This is a genomic window from Methyloversatilis sp. XJ19-13 (assembly GCF_024580155.1).
GTDB lineage: Bacteria > Pseudomonadota > Gammaproteobacteria > Burkholderiales > Rhodocyclaceae > Methyloversatilis.
This window is the reverse complement of sequence record NZ_JANINH010000003.1, coordinates 265,800-281,987: the sequence shown is the minus strand read 5'-3', so window position 1 is coordinate 281,987 and position 16,188 is coordinate 265,800. Positions and strand designations below refer to the sequence as shown.

The 16,188-nt window shown below is 64.3% G+C and carries 18 protein-coding genes; 12 read left to right on the top strand and 6 right to left on the bottom strand.

All coding sequences use genetic code 11. The features are described from left to right. Positions 1 to 16: 16 nt before the first annotated feature. The 4 genes from NMQ14_RS05950 to NMQ14_RS05935 all read right to left on the bottom strand — a co-directional run bounded on the left by NMQ14_RS05950 (position 17) and on the right by NMQ14_RS05935 (position 2,774). The gene (locus tag NMQ14_RS05950; protein ID WP_257094337.1) at positions 17 to 274 is read right to left on the bottom strand and encodes a sulfurtransferase TusA family protein; all 258 of its coding nucleotides are present in this window, start codon (positions 272 to 274) and stop codon (positions 17 to 19) included. A gap of 15 nt (positions 275 to 289) precedes the next feature. Next, positions 290 to 886, bottom strand: a complete 597-nt coding sequence (locus NMQ14_RS05945; RefSeq protein WP_257094335.1) for an OmpW family protein — start codon at positions 884 to 886, stop codon at positions 290 to 292. Positions 887 to 1,131: 245 nt separating this feature from the next. Further along, on the bottom strand, positions 1,132 to 2,406 hold the full coding sequence (locus tag NMQ14_RS05940) for an NAD(P)/FAD-dependent oxidoreductase (protein WP_257094334.1): 1,275 nt from the start codon (positions 2,404 to 2,406) through the stop codon (positions 1,132 to 1,134). After that, positions 2,403 to 2,774 carry a c-type cytochrome gene (locus NMQ14_RS05935; RefSeq protein ID WP_257094332.1) on the bottom strand — a complete coding sequence of 124 codons (372 nt, stop codon included), beginning with the start codon at positions 2,772 to 2,774 and terminating at the stop codon, positions 2,403 to 2,405. The genes NMQ14_RS05940 and NMQ14_RS05935 overlap by 4 nt, the downstream gene beginning before the upstream one ends. 146 nt (positions 2,775 to 2,920) lie before the next feature. Here NMQ14_RS05935 and NMQ14_RS05930 point away from each other — a divergent pair, with 146 nt between their 5' ends. The 11 genes from NMQ14_RS05930 to NMQ14_RS05880 all read left to right on the top strand — a co-directional run bounded on the left by NMQ14_RS05930 (position 2,921) and on the right by NMQ14_RS05880 (position 11,864). Then, positions 2,921 to 3,304: a metalloregulator ArsR/SmtB family transcription factor gene (locus NMQ14_RS05930; RefSeq protein WP_069038577.1), complete on the top strand. Its 384-nt coding sequence runs from the start codon at positions 2,921 to 2,923 to the stop codon at positions 3,302 to 3,304. A 2-nt stretch (positions 3,305 to 3,306) separates the two neighbouring features. Continuing rightward, positions 3,307 to 4,638 (top strand): sulfite dehydrogenase, encoded by a 1,332-nt coding sequence (gene soxC, locus NMQ14_RS05925; protein WP_257094330.1) that lies wholly within the window; start codon positions 3,307 to 3,309, stop codon positions 4,636 to 4,638. Continuing rightward, positions 4,622 to 5,650: a c-type cytochrome gene (locus NMQ14_RS05920; RefSeq protein WP_257094328.1), complete on the top strand. Its 1,029-nt coding sequence runs from the start codon at positions 4,622 to 4,624 to the stop codon at positions 5,648 to 5,650. Before soxC ends, NMQ14_RS05920 begins: the two co-directional genes overlap by 17 nt. 11 nt (positions 5,651 to 5,661) lie before the next feature. Beyond that, positions 5,662 to 6,132, top strand: coding sequence for a thiosulfate oxidation carrier protein SoxY (soxY, locus tag NMQ14_RS05915; RefSeq protein ID WP_257094327.1), 471 nt, complete (start codon positions 5,662 to 5,664; stop codon positions 6,130 to 6,132). A 50-nt stretch (positions 6,133 to 6,182) separates the two neighbouring features. Continuing rightward, the gene (gene soxZ / locus NMQ14_RS05910) at positions 6,183 to 6,494 is read left to right on the top strand and encodes a thiosulfate oxidation carrier complex protein SoxZ (protein ID WP_257094326.1); all 312 of its coding nucleotides are present in this window, start codon (positions 6,183 to 6,185) and stop codon (positions 6,492 to 6,494) included. A 92-nt stretch (positions 6,495 to 6,586) separates the two neighbouring features. Further along, entirely contained in the window at positions 6,587 to 7,393 is an 807-nt protein-coding gene (gene soxA / locus NMQ14_RS05905) for a sulfur oxidation c-type cytochrome SoxA (protein ID WP_257094325.1), read from the top strand. A 10-nt stretch (positions 7,394 to 7,403) separates the two neighbouring features. Continuing rightward, a complete protein-coding gene (soxX, locus tag NMQ14_RS05900) occupies positions 7,404 to 8,051 on the top strand; it encodes a sulfur oxidation c-type cytochrome SoxX (protein ID WP_257094324.1) in 648 nt (215 codons plus the stop codon). Between the two features lie 7 nt (positions 8,052 to 8,058). Further along, on the top strand, positions 8,059 to 9,783 hold the full coding sequence (gene soxB / locus NMQ14_RS05895; RefSeq protein ID WP_257094323.1) for a thiosulfohydrolase SoxB: 1,725 nt from the start codon (positions 8,059 to 8,061) through the stop codon (positions 9,781 to 9,783). Positions 9,784 to 9,856: 73 nt separating this feature from the next. Continuing rightward, entirely contained in the window at positions 9,857 to 10,759 is a 903-nt protein-coding gene (locus NMQ14_RS05890; RefSeq protein WP_257094322.1) for an MBL fold metallo-hydrolase, read from the top strand. After that, positions 10,756 to 11,241, top strand: coding sequence for a thioredoxin fold domain-containing protein (locus NMQ14_RS05885; protein WP_257094321.1), 486 nt, complete (start codon positions 10,756 to 10,758; stop codon positions 11,239 to 11,241). The genes NMQ14_RS05890 and NMQ14_RS05885 overlap by 4 nt, the downstream gene beginning before the upstream one ends. Further along, entirely contained in the window at positions 11,238 to 11,864 is a 627-nt protein-coding gene (locus NMQ14_RS05880) for a class I SAM-dependent methyltransferase (protein WP_257094320.1), read from the top strand. The genes NMQ14_RS05885 and NMQ14_RS05880 overlap by 4 nt, the downstream gene beginning before the upstream one ends. A gap of 59 nt (positions 11,865 to 11,923) precedes the next feature. On the opposite strand, the gene NMQ14_RS05875 is transcribed toward NMQ14_RS05880, so the two are convergent. Then, positions 11,924 to 12,226 carry a hypothetical protein gene (locus NMQ14_RS05875; RefSeq protein WP_257094318.1) on the bottom strand — a complete coding sequence of 101 codons (303 nt, stop codon included), beginning with the start codon at positions 12,224 to 12,226 and terminating at the stop codon, positions 11,924 to 11,926. A 29-nt stretch (positions 12,227 to 12,255) separates the two neighbouring features. Further along, positions 12,256 to 13,344, bottom strand: a complete 1,089-nt coding sequence (gene apbC / locus NMQ14_RS05870) for an iron-sulfur cluster carrier protein ApbC (RefSeq protein ID WP_257094316.1) — start codon at positions 13,342 to 13,344, stop codon at positions 12,256 to 12,258. Positions 13,345 to 13,518: 174 nt separating this feature from the next. Between apbC and metG the strand changes: the two genes are divergently transcribed. Beyond that, positions 13,519 to 16,188, top strand: coding sequence for a methionine--tRNA ligase (gene metG / locus NMQ14_RS05865; RefSeq protein WP_257094314.1), 2,670 nt, complete (start codon positions 13,519 to 13,521; stop codon positions 16,186 to 16,188).

Sequence of the window (16,188 nt, the reverse complement as noted above, 5' to 3'; positions counted from 1 at the left end):
CCAATAGCAACAGACCCTAGCCACGCGTCTTCTCGACCATGATGTGCAGAACCCCCTGCTCGCTGCGGGTGGACACGTGACGCTGACCCACCTTGGCCAGCCACTCGGGAATCTCCCGCGCCGAACCCGGGTCGTCCGCCAGCACCAGCAGGAACTCCCCGCGCCGCGCGTGCTTGAGCGCCACGATCAGTTCCATCAGTGCGCCCGGGCAATGGCTGCCGCGTGCATCGACGACGACGGCTACGCCATCAGGCACTGGAGGGTCATCCCGCATGGCCGCCGTCGCCGCTCAGAAGCGCATGCCGAACGCAAGGCTGAACACGTCGGGATCGAGGCCGATGCGTTCCACGCGGGCGGGCGCTCCGGAGAAGCGCACATCGGTCTCCAGATAGAACTTTTTGTAGTCCAGATTGATGAAATAGCGCTCCGACACCGACCAGCTGACGCCCGCCTGCAGTACGAGGCCGGTATCGGACTTGAAGCGGGCGAGCTGGTCGAAGACCGGTCCTTCCTGGTCGAAGAACAGCGTGTGGTGGACGCCGACGCCGACGTAGGGACGGAAGCGCCCTTCAGGCAGGAAATGCCATTGCGCCAAGAGGTTCAGCGGCGCCATCGAAGCCCGGCCAAGCGTAGCGCCGCCGAGGCTGAAGCGGTGACGCGCGATACCGGCTGCGGTATTCAGCGCGATCTGACGGGTCAGGAAATAGCTTGCGCTGATCACCGGCGTCACCCGGTCCGATGCGTCGACGCCCAGTACCGGTGAATCCATGTCCGCGTTGACCGACATCAGTCCCAGACTGAGCTCCCAGTCACCTGCCGCCGCCTGCACCGCCACCGGCAGCGCAAGTGCGAATACCGTCACCGTCCGCTTGAGTACACGGCTCATTCATCTTCCTCCTTGTCCTTGTTGTGGGCATGACTGCCTTGTTGTCCGTCTTGCGTGCACCGCTGCGGGCGCATCGCATGACAGCGACAGTTCTACGCGGCTAGGAGGGCGGGGAAAATCCGGACGAGCACGCCCGGCATCGAGGGTTTCTACCCGGTCAATAGCGGGGTCGGAACCGACGCGCGGACATGAAAAAGGGCGGCTCCCCTTGTCGGAGAGCCGCCCCGGACGGGGAAAAGGCGCGATCAGGTCAGCATGTCGGCCCAGATGTTGCGCGCCCAGGCAAGTGCGTACTTGCCTTCCATCTCGGTCGGGGCTGCCGACAGACCGCCCGCGCCCTTTACCGGCTGCGGCTGTTTGGTCGCCGCATCGTAGGGATGCACGGATGCCACATGCACCACATTCGTCGCATCGACGAAGCTGTAGCAGGTGTTCATCACCAGCGGCGCGTCGGACGGCGGCTGCCCGGACATCAGGTTGATGATGGCCGCCGCCGCGACCTTGGCGTGCTGATTGGCCATGTGACCGGACTTTGGCATCGTCGGCGCCGGGAAGATGGCGTCGCCCAGCACGTGAATGTTCGGCGTGCTCGTGGATTCCATCGTCAGCCAGTTGATGTCGACCCAGCGGTTGTTGATCAGCTTCAACCCCGACTTGGCGGCGATGTCGCCCGCGCGCTGCGGCGGCACGACGTTGAGCACGCTCGCCTTGACCTGGTCGAACTCGAGGATGGCGGTACGATTGCCAACATCGACATCGCGCAGCTCGCTCTGCGGCCGGTACTCGATCATGCCCTTGTAGCTGTCGGCCCAGGCCTTGGTGAACAAGCCCTTCTTCGACACGATGTCCTCGTTGGCGTCCAGCACCAGCACCTTGGACTTCGGCTTCGCCTGCTTCAGGTAATGGGCGACCATGCAGGCGCGCTCGTACGGTCCCGGCGGGCAGCGGTAAGGCGCTTTCGGGATGGTCATCGCAAATACGCCACCGTCGGGCATCGCCTCCAGCTGCTTGCGCAGTGCAACCGTCTGCGGACCCGCCTTCCACGCGTGCAGGATGCTTTCCTTCGCCGCGGCCGAGGCCATGCCTGGCAGCGACTCATACATGAAGTCCACGCCCGGCGACAGCACCAGCCGGTCGTAGGCGAGGTCGCCGCCACGGGCCAGTCTGATCATGCGTTTTTCGGCGTCGACCGCGGTCACTTCGTCCTGCACCACGGTGATGCCGTACTTCGCCAGACCTTCGTAGCCGACCGTGATGTCCGACAACTGCTTTTCGCCCGCCAGCACCAGATTGGAGATCGGGCAGGACACGAACGCCGCATTGCGCTCGACCAGCGTCACGCGGATGCCACCCTCACTCCACATCGAAATGTACTTCGCGGCGGTCGCACCGCCATAGCCGCCACCGACCACGACGACATGCCCCTTGGCGCCCTTGCCGGCGCCGGCACAGCCGTACAGTGCCGCCATGGCGGACAGGCCGAGCGTGCCTTTGATGAATCCACGACGTGCCGCAGTCATTTGGCACCTCCGACCGGTGTACGCGACGCGAAGTAGTCCGCAATGAGGTCAAGCTGGCTGTCGGTGTAGCCCTTGGACAGCTGATGCATGATCGTCGCCGGCTTGGCGCCGCTGCGGAATTCGTTGATCAGGCCGAGCATCTTGGCTTTCGACATGCCTGCAAGGCCCGGGATGCCGCCAGCGCTGTTGCCGTCGGTGCCGTGGCAATTGGCGCAGGTGGCTGCAAGATTGCGTCCGAGGTTCGGGTCGGCAGCCTGTACACAGGCCATTGAGAGGCCAAGCCACAGCAGCGCCGTGCCCGCCAGTTTCGTTTTCAAAATGTTCTCCTCCGTGGAATCTTCGTGGTAGTCCGCGCGCGCCTGTTCCACATCTGTCGTGAAGAACCTTGCGAGCTAACGACACGCTAGACAAAAACTCGTCACGTCTCAAGTAGAAAAAATAATAAATTTATTCTTGCCCATATGCGCAATTGCGCATCTGTTTTACTTCAACAAGGACAAGACGAGGAGCAGCTGTGGATTACGATCCCGAGCTGGACAAGGTTTTTGAGTCGGTGGCCGATTACTTCGGACTGCTGGCCGAACCTGCAAGACTGAAGATCCTGCACTGCCTGTGCGACGGCGAACGTTCGGTTGCCGACGTCGTGGATCAGTCCGGTCTGAGCCAGACCAACACCTCCCGTCACCTCAACATGTTGTACCGCGCCGGCATCGTCGGCCGGCGCAAGGACGGCGCCATGGTGTTCTACAAGCTCATCGACCCGAATTTTCCGTCGATCTGCCGCACCGTCTGCATCCAGATTGCCTCCGGCAACTCGCTGAACATGCCGCACCGACCCAGCAAGGCATCGCTGAAGAAGGTCGGCAAGTCGCTCGAACTCGCGTCCGAACAGGAGTAAGCATGTCCCAGATCACCCCACGCCCCGGGCGCATCCAGCGCGCACCGGAAAGCTTCCTGTCGCCGGAACAGATACGGGAAGTGTCTGCCGGGCGGCGCGACTTCCTGCGCACGGCCTTTGCCAGCGCCAGTATGGCCGTGGCAGGAACGTCCGTTGCACGGGCCGCCGATGGCGACCCGGCCATCCTGACGCTGCCCGAACACAGCACCACACTGGGCCGTCCGGTCGCCGAACGTCCGTATGGTGCCCCGTCTCAGTTCGAAGCGGGCCTGCGCCGCCGCGAAAGCCCCGGGCTGACCCGCGTGGCCGGTTCGTCGGTCTCGTTCTCGCCGCTGCAGGGCCTGTTCGGCATCATCACGCCCTCCGGCCTGCATTTCGAACGCCACCACCAGGGCTGGCACGACATCGACCCGGCGCGTCACCGGCTGATGATCAACGGCCTGGTGAAGGAAGCCCGCGTGTACACGATGGACGACCTGATGCGCCTGCCGTCCGTGTCGCGCATCCACTTCATCGAATGCGGCGCCAATACCGGCATGGAATGGGGCAATGTAGCCGTGCCGACGGTACAGTACTCGCATGGCATGCTGTCCTGCTCGGAGTTCACCGGCGTGCCGCTGTCCGTGCTGCTCGACGATTGCGGCATCGATCGCAAGCGGGCGAAGTTCGTGCTGGCCGAAGGGGCCGACGGATCGAGCATGACCCGCACGATATCGCTCGACCGCGCACTGGACGACGTACTGGTGGCCTGGGGCCAGAACGGCGAAATGCTGCGCCCCGAGAACGGCTATCCGCTGCGTCTCGTGGTGCCCGGCGTCCAGGGCGTGTCGTGGGTCAAGTGGCTGCGCCGCATCGAAGTCGGCGATCAGCCGTGGGCGACCAAGGACGAGGCGGTGCACTACATCGACCTGATGCCCGACGGCACGCACCGCCAATACACCTCGATCCAGGAATGCAAGTCGGTCATCACGACACCGTCCGGCGGCCAGACGCTGCTCGACAAGGGCTTCCACAACATCACCGGTATCGCCTGGTCGGGCCGCGGCAAGGTGAAGCGGGTGGATGTATCCGTCGATGGCGGCCGCAACTGGCGCACCGCGCGGCTTGAAACGCCGGTGCTGTCGAAGGCGCTGACCCGCTTCAACATCGACTGGGTGTGGGACGGCAGTCCCGCGATCCTGCAGTCGCGCGCCATGGATGAAACCGGTTACGTGCAGCCCACCTACGCGCAACTGCGCGCGGTGCGCGGCACGCGTTCGATCTATCACAACAACGCCATCCAGTCGTGGAAGCTGGCGGACAGCGGAGACGTGAGCAATGTCCAGGTTTTCTGAACTTCTCCTCGCGGGCTGCCTGATCGCAGCAGCCACCGGCGCCTCGGCCGAGAGCAGCTTTCCGGGTGTCGGCCGTGCGGCCACCCCGTCCGAAGTCAAGGCGTGGGACATCGATGTGCGCCCCGATTTCAAGGGCCTGCCACCCGGCAAGGGTTCAGTCGAGCAGGGCATCGAACTGTGGGAAGCGAAGTGCACGGCCTGTCACGGCAGCTTCGGCGAAAGCAACGAGGTTTTCACCCCGCTGGTCGGCGGCACGACGAAAGAGGACATCGAAACCGGCCGTGTCGGCGCCTACATCCGGCAGGACGCCCCGCAGCGCAGCACGCTGATGAAGGTGCCGACGCTGTCGACGCTGTGGGACTACATCAACCGCGCCATGCCGTGGAATGCACCGAAGTCGCTGAGTCCGGACGAGGTATACGCCGTGCTCGCCTACCTGCTTCATCTGGGTGAAATCGTGCCGTCCGACTTCACGCTTTCGGACAAGAATATCGCCGAAGTGCAGAAACGCATGCCGAACCGTAACGGCATGACGACAAAACATGGCATGTGGGACATCAAGGGCAAGCCTGACGTGAAAAACGTGGCCTGCATGAAGAACTGCAAGACGCAGATCACGATGGGGTCCAGCCTGCCGGACTACGCCCGCGACGCACACGGCAATCTTGCCGATCAGAACCGGGTGATCGGCGCGGTACGCGGGCAACAGACCACCGAGGGTGCCGGCGGCGGTGCGGCAGCGCCCGCGCCGCATCCTGCACTGGAATTGATGAAGAAGAGCGGTTGCAGTGGCTGTCACGGCATCGCCAGCAAGATACTCGGACCGTCCTTCCGCGACATCGCGAAGCGCTACAAGGACGACAAGGGGGCAGAATCGCAGCTCATCGGCCGTGTCAAGGCAGGTGGCAGCGGCACGTGGGGCGATGTGGCAATGCCGCCCCAGGCGCATGTCAGCGACGCGGACACGGCTGCGTTGATCAAATGGATATTGTCGGGCTCGCCCGAAAACTGAGGAGGAAACGGATGAACACGCAGCGAAGGGAAGTCCTGAAGAGCGGCAGCGCGGCCGGATTGTTCGGTCTGCTGGTGGCCGCCGGCCTGATCACGACCCAACAGGCGCAGGCGGCCGGATGGGACAAGCCGGCGTTCGAAGCCAAGGCGATGGACGAAGCGCTCAAGGCGCTGGGTGCCGGCAAGCCCGCCGATTCGAAGGACGTTCAGATCAGCGGCCCCGACATTGCCGAGAACGGAGCGGTGGTGCCGGTCGGCGTCAAGAGCGCGCTCGCCGACACCGAATTCATCGCCATCCTGATCGAGAAGAATCCGAGCATGCTCGCTGCCAGCTTCATGCTGCCGGCCGGCACGATTGCTGACGTGAGCACCCGCGTGAAGATGGGCCAGACCTCGAATGTGTTCGCGCTGGTCAAGGCAGGCGGCAGCTTCTACATGGTGTCCAAGGAAATCAAGGTGACGCTGGGCGGTTGCGGCGGCTGATAGCAGCCGGCAATTCGTTCACATCCCACGCACAACCCAAGGAGCAAGACATGGCAGGTCCGATGCGCATCCGCGCCGCCAGCAATGGCACTGAAACCGAAGTAAAGATCCTGATGAGCCACGACATGGAAACCGGTCAGCGCAAGGACGCGTCCGGCGCATTGGTTCCGGCCCATCACATCACCGAACTGACGGCCACCCACAACGGCCGTGTCGTGCTGGCCGCCCAGTTCGGCCCGGCGGTATCGAAGAACCCGTATCTGCAGTTCAGGTTCGCCGGCGGCGCCAAGGGCGACAAGGTCAGCGTGAGCTGGGTGGACAACAAGGGTGACAAGCGTACCGACGAAGTCGTCGTGGCCTGAACCCTGCTCGTCGTTGCATAGAGGATCGACCCGAAGCAGGCCGGTCCCGTCATCAGCCCGGATCATCCCGTCAAGGACTGGAGGAAGAGATCATGAAGAACAGCACATACGCTGCCTGCGTTGCCGCGTCCGCGCTCGTGTTTGCCACGCCGGTGCTGGCAGACGCCACTGCCGAGGGCATTGCCAAGTACCGCGAGGCGCTGGCCGAGGGCAATCCGGCCGAGCTGTGGGAGATGCGCGGCGAGGAGTTGTGGAAGGAAGCGCGCGGCCCGAAGAAGGCCACACTCGAAAAGTGTGATCTCGGCCAGGGGCCGGGCGTCGTCAAGGGCGCCTTCGTCACGCTGCCGCGCCACTTCGCCGACACCAACCGCGTGCAGGATCTGGAGTCCCGCCTGCTGACCTGCATGGAAACGCTGCAGGGCATTCCGGCCGACGAGGTGGCCAAGACCCCGTTCGGCAAGGGTGAGCAGAAGAACATCGAAGCACTGGTGGCCTGGATTTCCGCCGAATCGCGCGGCATGAAGTTCAACCTGCCGATGGCACATCCGGAAGAGAAGCGCATGTACGAGATCGGCAAGCGCGCCTTCAACTATCGCGGCGGCACGCACGATTTCGGCTGCGTCACCTGTCACGGCGAGGATGGCAAGCGCATCCGGCTGCAGGATCTGCCCAACCTGACCAAGGGCCCGGACGCCGCGCGCGGTTTCGGATCGTGGCCGGCCTACCGCGTGTCGTCGGGTGAGCTGTGGAGCATGCAGCGGCGGCTCAACGACTGCTTCCGCCAGCAGCGTTTCCCGTACCCGGTGTACGGCTCGGACGTGACCATCGCCCTGTCGAGCTATCTGGGTGTGACCGCCAACGGCACGGGCGAAAGCATCGCCCCGGCCATCAAGCGTTAAGGAGAGCACGATGAACATCCGCATCCGTCAGGGCGCCGTCGCGCTTGCCGTGCTGGCCACGCTGGCCACCGTCGCGGGCTGCGCCGGCACCGGCGCATCCACCGTCACCTCGGCCGATTACGACAAGGACGCCGCGGCCGTCATGGCCGCATCCTTCCGCGAACAGGGCATCGTCAAGACCGACCGCCTGACGCAGGACGAAGTCATGGTCGCCTGCTCGAAATTCGGGCACAGCCTCGACGACGACCTGCGCGAACGATTCCAGGCAGCGGCACTCGCCGAGGTGAAGTGGCCATCCGACGGCAAGTACATCGGCGACTGGAAGGAAGGCGAAAAGATCGCACAGAGTGGCCGCGGTCTGACCTGGACCGACAAGGCCGGCGAAGCCAACGGCGGCAACTGCTACAACTGCCACCGCATCACGAAGAAGGAAATTTCGTACGGCACCATCGGCCCCAGCCTTTACCAGTACGGAAAGGTGCACGGCAACACGGAAGCCACGCAGAAGTATGTGTGGGCCAAGATCTGGAATCCGAACGCCTACAGCGCCTGCACCAACATGCCCCGCTTCGGCACGCATGGCATCCTCGACGAAAAGCAGATCCGCCACATCGTGGCCCTGCTGCTCGACCCGAAGTCGCCGGTCAATGCGGAGTGATGGCGCGATGAGCATGAACCGCCGCGAGTTCCTGCAGGTGCTGGCGGCCGCCAGTGCTGGCGGCATGGCCCTGCATGGCAACTTCGCCCAGGCTGCGAGCGCAGCCGGGCAGATGTACGAACTGCCGCGCTTCGGCAACGTGAGCCTGCTGCACATGACCGACTGCCACGCGCAGCTGATGCCCATCCACTTCCGCGAGCCGGACGTGAATCTGGGCATCGGCGACATGATGGGTCGGCCACCGCATCTGGTCGGCGAAAAGCTGCTCAAGCAGTTCGGCATCGCGCCGGGCAGTGCGCAGGCACATGCCTTCACCTACCTCGACTTTTCGCAGGCGGCGAAAACCTACGGCAAGGTCGGCGGCTTCGCTCACCTGGCCACGCTGGTCAAGCGCATGAAGGCCAGCCGGCCCGGCGCGCTGCTGCTCGACGGCGGCGACACCTGGCAGGGTTCCGGCCTGTCGCTGTGGACGAAGGGACAGGACATGGTCGACGCCTGCAAGCTGCTCGGCGTCGATGTCATGACCGGTCACTGGGAATTCACCTACGGTGCGGAGCGTGTGAAGCAGATCGTCGACGGCGACTTCGCCGGCAAGATCGACTTCGTCGCGCAGAACGTGAAAACCACCGACTTCGGCGACCAGGTGTTCCCGCCTTTCGTCATCAAGCCGATCAACGGCGTGCCGGTGGCCATCATCGGCCAGGCCTTCCCCTACACGCCGATCGCCAATCCGCGTTACTTCACGCCCGACTGGAGTTTCGGCATCAACGACGAAAGCCTGCAGGAACACGTCGATGCCGCGCGCGCCAAAGGCGCGCAGGTGGTGGTCGTGCTGTCGCACAACGGCATGGATGTGGACATCAAGATGGCCTCCAGGGTGCGCGGCGTCGATGCCATCCTAGGCGGACACACGCACGATGGCGTGCCGGCCCCGGTCATCGTGAAGAACGGCGGCGGCCAGACCCTGGTCACCAATGCAGGCTCGAACGGAAAATTCCTCGGCGTGCTCGATTTCGACGTCAAGGGCGGCAAGGTGTCGGATTTCCGCTACCACCTGCTGCCGGTGTTTTCCAACCTGATCCAGCCGGACGCCGACATGGCTTCGCTGATCGCGAAGATGCGTGCACCGCACGAAGCGAAACTGGGCGAGCGGCTCGCGGTGACCGAAGGCCTGCTCTATCGCCGCGGCAATTTCAACGGCAGCTTCGATCAGCTCATCCTCGACGGCCTGATGAAGATGAAGGACGCGGAAATCGCCTTCTCGCCCGGTTTCCGCTGGGGTACCAGCCTGCTGCCCGGAGACCCGATCACGATGGAAAACCTGCTCGACCAGACAGCCATCACCTATCCCTACACGACGCTGACGCCGATGACCGGCGAATTCATCAAGACGGTGCTCGAGGACGTCTGCGACAACCTGTTCAATCCCGACCCCTACTATCAGCAGGGCGGCGACATGGTGCGCGTGGGCGGGCTGCAGTATCGCTGCGACCCGACCGCGAAGATGGGCAGCCGCATCACCGCGATGTCGCTCGGCGGCAAGCCGATCGAGGCGTCGAAAACCTATCGCGTCGCGGGCTGGGCACCGGTGTCGGAAGAAGCGAAGAACGCCGGCGGCGAACCGATCTGGGACCTGATGGCGCGCTATCTGCGCGATGTGAAAACCGTCAAGCCGGTCAAGCTGAACCTGCCCGAACTGCAGGGCGTGGCCGGCAACCCGGGCATGGCCTGACATGCAGGTTTTGCGTCGTCCGTCGATGCGGACAATTTTCGCGACATGCGCTCTCCTCCTTACGCAATGGGCGATGGCGGGCGGCGCACCTCTTGTTCATCCGGCGCTCAAGCCGGTACAGGTCGGCGCCCACAGCTGGTATGTGCAGGGTGAGGCCGGCCCGGCCAGTCTGGCCAATGCGGGCTACAACTCCAACGCCGGCTTCGTCGTCACCGGCGACGGCGTGGTCGTGATCGACGCGCTCGGCACCCCCACACTGGGTGAGGCGCTGATCGCCGCCATCCGCCGCGTGACCGACCAGCCGATCCGCCGCGTGCTGATCACCCATTACCACGCCGACCACTTCTACGGGCTGCAGGCGTTCAAGGCCGTGGGTGCCGAAGTGTGGGCGCACCGCAGCGGACGCGAATACATCGAAGGCGAGGAAGGCCGTGCGCGGCTGGAACAGCGGCGGCGCGATCTCGATCCGTGGGTCGACGGCAAGACCCGACTGATCGCCGCCGACCTCTGGCTGGAGGGCGACACCAGCTTCCGCATGGGCGACATCAGTTTCGAAATGATCCACATGGGCCCGGCGCACGCACCGGACGACATGGTGATCGTGGTGCGCGAGGACGGGGTGATCTACTCCGGCGACATCCTGTTCATCGGCCGCATCCCCTTCGTCGGTGACGCCGACAGCAAGCGCTGGCTGACCACGATGGACCGGCTGCTTGCGCTCAAGCCCGGCACGCTGGTTACCGGCCACGGTCCTGCCTCGACCGACCCGGCGCGCGACCTCGGCCTGACGCGCGACTACCTGACCTATCTGCGTACTGAAATGGGTCGGGCGGTCAGCGACTTCATGCCCTTCGACGAGGCCTATGCACGCACCGACTGGCGCCGCTGGGAAAAGATGCCGGCCTTCGACGCCGCCAATCGCGTCAACGCCTACGGCACCTACCTGCGCATGGAGCAGGAGGCGCTCGACAAATGACCGCCCGCACGCTCGTCGCCCTGTGGGCACTGTTGCTCAGTCCGGTGCTGTTCGCCGCACCGGCGCGTACCGCAGGGCCGACCCTGCCGACGCTGACGAATGCGGTGAAGGATGTGCGTGACGCCGCCAACCCGGGCGTCGTGGTCGTCGTGCTGTTTTCGCTGCCCGGCTGCCACTACTGCGAAGAGGTCCGCAGCCACTATCTGGCGCCGCTGGCACGCGATGCCGCCCAGCGCGGCCGGCTGGTGATCCGCGAGGTCGACCTGGACAGCGCACGCAAACTGACCGATTTCGACGGCAGCCAGACGACCCAGGCCGCATTCGCAAAACGCATGAAGGTGCAGTTCGCGCCGACCGTGCTGTTTCTCGATGCCCACGGCCGGCAGGTCGCCTCACCACTGGTCGGTGCCGGCAAGGCCGACTTCTACGGCGGCTACCTCGATGACGCCATCGCGGCCGGCGTCAAGGCGGCCGCGCGATGAACGACGGCGCGAAGCACCACTGGGAAGACGTCTATACCCGCAAGGCTCCGAACAGCGTGAGCTGGTTCCAGCCGCACGCGCAGCATTCGCTCGACCTGATCGAACGTGCCGGACCGGGTCGCGAGGCCGCCATCATCGATGTCGGCGGCGGCGCCTCGACGCTGGTCGACGATTTGCTGGCACGCGGCCATGCCGACCTCAGCGTGCTCGACCTGTCGGCTGCTGCATTGCACGCGGCGCAGGCTCGGCTGGGCGACGCAGCGGCCGGGGTGACGTGGATCGAGGCCGACATCACCACAGTCGAACTGCCACCGCGGCGCTTCGACCTGTGGCACGACCGCGCGGTATTCCACTTCCTGACTGACCCGGCCCAGCGGGATGCCTATGTGGCGACGGTGCTGCGGGCGGTAAAGCCGGGCGGCCACGTCATCGTAGCGGCGTTCGCGGAGGACGGCCCGGAGCGCTGCAGCGGTCTGCCGGTGATGCGTTACGGCGCAAACGCACTGCACGCGCAATTCGGGGCACGGTTCGAACTGCTGGAGCACAGCCGCGAAGCCCATCACACGCCAGCCGGCGTGGTGCAGCAGTTCGTCTATTGTTTCTGCCGCCGGTCGGCGAGTTGAGGCGCCAGGCGGAGGTGCCAGGCGAACGCGCCCGCCTGGCGAACCTGCTGAAGGTGCCTTTATCTGAACTTGTAGTAACGCTGGTTCAGATAGGCCGCAACGTGCGCCTCGTCCTCCGGGAACCAGCCGGTATTGAGCTGCGAATTGCACACGCTGACCTGGGTCGCAAGCTGGGCCAGCGAATTCACCCGCCGGTCCTTGCGCAGATAGATCTGCGAGCCGTCGCCGCCCAGCTTGTCCGCATGGCAATTCTCGCACTGCGCCTCGACCACCAGTTCGCCGCCCTTTGCCGGATCGGCGGCCTGAACGACGGTCGAAAGGACACAACAGGATGCAGCGAGCAGCAATGCGTTCGGCTTCATGACGGCTTGCCTCCGGGTTCGTCTGGCGATCAGGTGTTCTGCACCACGATGCTGGGGAATTTGGCGCTCATGTCCTTGCCCTTGTCGGCGATCTTCACCGCCACCTTGCGCGCGATGTCGCGATAGATCTCCGCGACGCGGCCGTCCGGGTCGGACACCACGGTCGGCTTGCCGGAATCGGCCTGTTCGCGGATCTGCATCGCCAGCGGCAGCGAGCCCAGTACCTCGAGTCCGTAGTCGGCCGCCATGCGCGCGCCGCCGCCTTCGCCGAAAATATGCTCTTCGTGGCCGCACTTCGAACAGGTGTGGATGCTCATGTTTTCCACGATGCCGAGGATGGGGATGCCCACCTTCTCGAACATCTTCAATCCCTTGCGTGCATCCAGCAACGCGATGTCCTGCGGCGTCGTGATGATGACCGCTCCGGTCACCGGCACCTTCTGCGCCAGCGTGAGCTGAATGTCGCCGGTACCCGGCGGCATGTCGATCACCAGGTAGTCGACGTCTTCCCAGCGCGTTTCGGTCAGCAACTGTTCCAGCGCCGAGGTCACCATCGGGCCGCGCCACACCATCGGCGTTTCGACGTCGATCAGGAAGCCGATCGACATCGCCTGGATGCCGTAGGCCATCATCGGAGACAGCGACTTGCCATCCGGGGACTCCGGACGGCCGGTGATGCCCAGCATCTGCGGCTGAGACGGACCGTAGATGTCGGCGTCGAGCAGGCCGACCGTGGCGCCCTCGGCGGCCAGCGCCAGCGCAAGGTTCACCGCGGTGGTGCTCTTGCCGACACCGCCCTTGCCGGACGCCACGGCGATGATGTTCTTCACGCCGGGCAGCAGCTTCACGCCGCGCTGCACCGTGTGCGACACGATCTTCTGCGTCATGCTGACACTGACGTTGCCGACGCCCGGAATGGCGCGCAGCACGGCGATGGCCATCCGGCGCAGGTGATCCATCTGGCTCTTCGCCGGATAACCCAGTTCGATGTCGACCGAAACGTCCGCGCCATCGACGCGGATGTTCCGCGCGCTGCGCGTGGCAATCAAATCCTTGCCGGTATTGGGATCGATCAGTTCCTTGAGCGCACTCTGGACCTGGGCTTCGCTGATGGACATATGAACTCCGGACGGCGGCGTGCCTGCCGGGCCGCGTCATGCGGCGCCGCTGCAGGCAATACCTGATTGATTTACTCCAGTTTAACCGATCATCGCGGTCCGTATCCCGGAAGCCCGTGCTCGGGCAGTAGAATTGCGGGCTTTCCTGCTCTGGCCACCACTTCGCCGCCCGCCATGACCCGCCGCCTTCTCGTCACCAGCGCCCTGCCCTACGCCAATGGCGCCATCCACCTCGGTCATCTGGTCGAATACATCCAGACCGACATCTGGGTGCGCTTCCAGCGCATGCGCGGCCACGAGGTCCATTACGTCGGCGCCGACGACCAGCACGGCACGCCCATCATGCTGCGCGCCGAAAAGGAGGGCATCACGCCGCGCCAGCTCGTCGAGCGCGTGCTGCACGAACACGCCCGCGACTTCTTCGGCGGCCTCGACGTGCAGGCCGCGTGGAAGCAGGGCGCAGGCGAGCTGGGCGGTTTCCTGGTCAGTTTCGACAACTACCACCAGACCGATTCCGACGAGAACCGCGCCTTCTGCGAAGACATCTACGGCAAGCTGAAGGCCGGCGACCTGATCGCGCAGCGCTCGGTCGAGCAGTTCTACGACCCGGTGAAGGAAATGTTCCTGCCTGACCGCTTCATCAAGGGCGAGTGCCCGAAATGCGGCGCGAAGGATCAGTACGGCGACTCGTGCGAAGTGTGTGGCGCTACCTATGCGCCGACCGATCTGAAGAACGCGTATTCGGTGGTGTCCGGCGCCGCGCCCGAGCGGCGCAGCAGCGAGCATCACTTCTTCCGCCTGTCGGCGCCGCAGTGCGAACAGTTCCTGCGCGATTTCACGCAGGGCTCGAACCGGCTGCAGCAGGAAGCCGCGAACAAGATGAAGGAATGGCTGGGCGAGCCGGGCGACAACCGCCTGTCCGACTGGGACATTTCGCGCGATGCGCCCTACTTCGGCTTCCGCATCCCGGGCACCGACAACAAGTTCTTCTACGTCTGGCTGGACGCACCGGTCGGCTATTTCGGCAGCTTCCGCAACTACGTGGCGAAGCAGCAGGCGCTGGGTAAGGACATCAACGAGGCCGACTTCCTCGATGCCGCGGGTGCGAAGGCGGCCGGCACCGAAATGGTCCATTTCATCGGCAAGGACATCCTGTACTTCCACGCCCTGTTCTGGCCCGCCATGCTCGAACACTCGGGCTACCGCACGCCGACGCAGATCAACGCGCACGGCTTCCTGACGGTCAATGGCGAAAAGATGAGCAAGAGCCGCGGCACCTTCATCACCGCGCAGAGCTATCTCGACCTCGGCCTGAACCCGGAATGGCTGCGCTATTACTATGCCGCCAAACTGAATGGCTCGATGGAAGACATCGACCTCAACCTCGACGACTTCGTCGCGCGGGTAAATTCGGATCTGGTGGGGAAGTACATCAACATCGCGAGCCGCGCTGCGAAGTTTATCTCTGAGCAGTTTGATGGACAGCTCGCAACGCCCGGACGCACAGAGGATCAACTACGCGGCGATGTATCGGGTTGGATTGGTAGTGCTCATACGATTGGCGAAGCATACGAAAGCCGGAATTTCAGCCAAGCCATGCGAGACATCATGGCGATTGCTGACAGCACAAACGTCTTCTTCAGCAATCAAGAGCCTTGGAAGTTGGCCAAGGACAACGCTCGTCGTGACGACCTTCAGCGAGTTTGCTCGCTTTGCCTATACGGATTCCATCTACTTTCAGTCTTGCTAACCCCGATCCTGCCTGCACTCACTCGCCGCGTCGCTCGTGATTTCTTCGGCATGAGCCGCGATTTCTGCTGGGAGGACGCAGGTGTAATTCCCAATAGAATTTCTCCCTATCAGCACCTTATGACCCGCATCGACGCCAAACAGGTCGCTGCGCTGGTCGACGCCAACAAGGACAGTCTGCTGCCCTCACCCCAGCCCTCTCCCGCTGATGCGGGAGAGGGAGCGAAAAGCAACAGCGCCGCAAAGCCGTCGCAAGGCGAGCCCGCCAAAACCCGCGACGGTTCCAATCCCTCGCCCGCATCAGCGGGAGAGGGTGGCCGCGCGCCAGCGCGGACGGGTGAGGGCAAGCCGGCCTCCGCCCCCGCATCGCTGGTCGAACTGGCCCGCAAGCTGCGCGCCGGTCAGACCGATGCCGAAGCACTGATCTGGTCCTTGCTGCGCGATCGCCAGATCTGCAACGCGAAGTTCCGTCGCCAGCACCCGTTCGATCTTGGGGGCGGCGCGAAGGCCATTCTTGATTTCTACGCCGCAGAACAGAAGATCGCCATCGAACTCGACGGCGGTCAGCATGTCGAGGCAGCGCTGAAGGACCGCGAGCGCGATCGCTCGCTGGCGGAGCACGGCATCCGGGTACTGCGTTACTGGAACAACGAGGTGCTGGAACAAACCGAAGCCGTGCTCGAATCGATCTGGCGCGCGGTCACGAACGCATCTGCCCTCACCCCCGGCCCCTCTCCCGCTGATGCGGGAGAGGGGAGCTTCATCTCCATCGACGACTTCTCGAAGGTCGAACTGCGCATCGCAATGATCGTCGCGGCCGAACATGTCGAGGGCGCGGACAAGCTGCTGCGCCTGCAACTGGACATCGGCGAAGCCGCGCTGCGTCAGGTGTTCGCCGGCATCAAGTCGGCCTATGACCCGACGCAGCTGGTCGGCCGGCTGACCGTCATGGTGGCCAATCTCGCGCCGCGCAAGATGAAGTTCGGCATGAGCGAAGGCATGGTGCTGGCCGCGTCCGACGACACCGGCGAAGTACCGGGCCTGTTCATCCTGTCGCCGGATAGCGGTGCCGCGCCGGGCATGCGCGTCAAATAG

What these genes read in the sequence shown, in the direction of transcription:
- soxC (WP_257094330.1), top strand. Translation starts at nt 3,307, where the DNA reads ATGTCCCAGATCACCCCACGCCCCGGGCGCATCCAGCGCGCACCGGAA.
- NMQ14_RS05885 (WP_257094321.1), top strand. Translation starts at nt 10,756, where the DNA reads ATGACCGCCCGCACGCTCGTCGCCCTGTGGGCACTGTTGCTCAGTCCG.
- NMQ14_RS05920 (WP_257094328.1), top strand. Translation starts at nt 4,622, where the DNA reads ATGTCCAGGTTTTCTGAACTTCTCCTCGCGGGCTGCCTGATCGCAGCA.
- metG (WP_257094314.1), top strand. Translation starts at nt 13,519, where the DNA reads ATGACCCGCCGCCTTCTCGTCACCAGCGCCCTGCCCTACGCCAATGGC.
- NMQ14_RS05880 (WP_257094320.1), top strand. Translation starts at nt 11,238, where the DNA reads ATGAACGACGGCGCGAAGCACCACTGGGAAGACGTCTATACCCGCAAG.
- NMQ14_RS05940 (WP_257094334.1), bottom strand. Translation starts at nt 2,406, where the DNA reads ATGACTGCGGCACGTCGTGGATTCATCAAAGGCACGCTCGGCCTGTCC.
- NMQ14_RS05875 (WP_257094318.1), bottom strand. Translation starts at nt 12,226, where the DNA reads ATGAAGCCGAACGCATTGCTGCTCGCTGCATCCTGTTGTGTCCTTTCG.
- NMQ14_RS05950 (WP_257094337.1), bottom strand. Translation starts at nt 274, where the DNA reads ATGCGGGATGACCCTCCAGTGCCTGATGGCGTAGCCGTCGTCGTCGAT.
- NMQ14_RS05945 (WP_257094335.1), bottom strand. Translation starts at nt 886, where the DNA reads ATGAGCCGTGTACTCAAGCGGACGGTGACGGTATTCGCACTTGCGCTG.
- soxX (WP_257094324.1), top strand. Translation starts at nt 7,404, where the DNA reads ATGAACATCCGCATCCGTCAGGGCGCCGTCGCGCTTGCCGTGCTGGCC.
- soxZ (WP_257094326.1), top strand. Translation starts at nt 6,183, where the DNA reads ATGGCAGGTCCGATGCGCATCCGCGCCGCCAGCAATGGCACTGAAACC.
- NMQ14_RS05890 (WP_257094322.1), top strand. Translation starts at nt 9,857, where the DNA reads ATGGCGGGCGGCGCACCTCTTGTTCATCCGGCGCTCAAGCCGGTACAG.
- soxB (WP_257094323.1), top strand. Translation starts at nt 8,059, where the DNA reads ATGAGCATGAACCGCCGCGAGTTCCTGCAGGTGCTGGCGGCCGCCAGT.
- soxA (WP_257094325.1), top strand. Translation starts at nt 6,587, where the DNA reads ATGAAGAACAGCACATACGCTGCCTGCGTTGCCGCGTCCGCGCTCGTG.
- apbC (WP_257094316.1), bottom strand. Translation starts at nt 13,344, where the DNA reads ATGTCCATCAGCGAAGCCCAGGTCCAGAGTGCGCTCAAGGAACTGATC.
- soxY (WP_257094327.1), top strand. Translation starts at nt 5,662, where the DNA reads ATGAACACGCAGCGAAGGGAAGTCCTGAAGAGCGGCAGCGCGGCCGGA.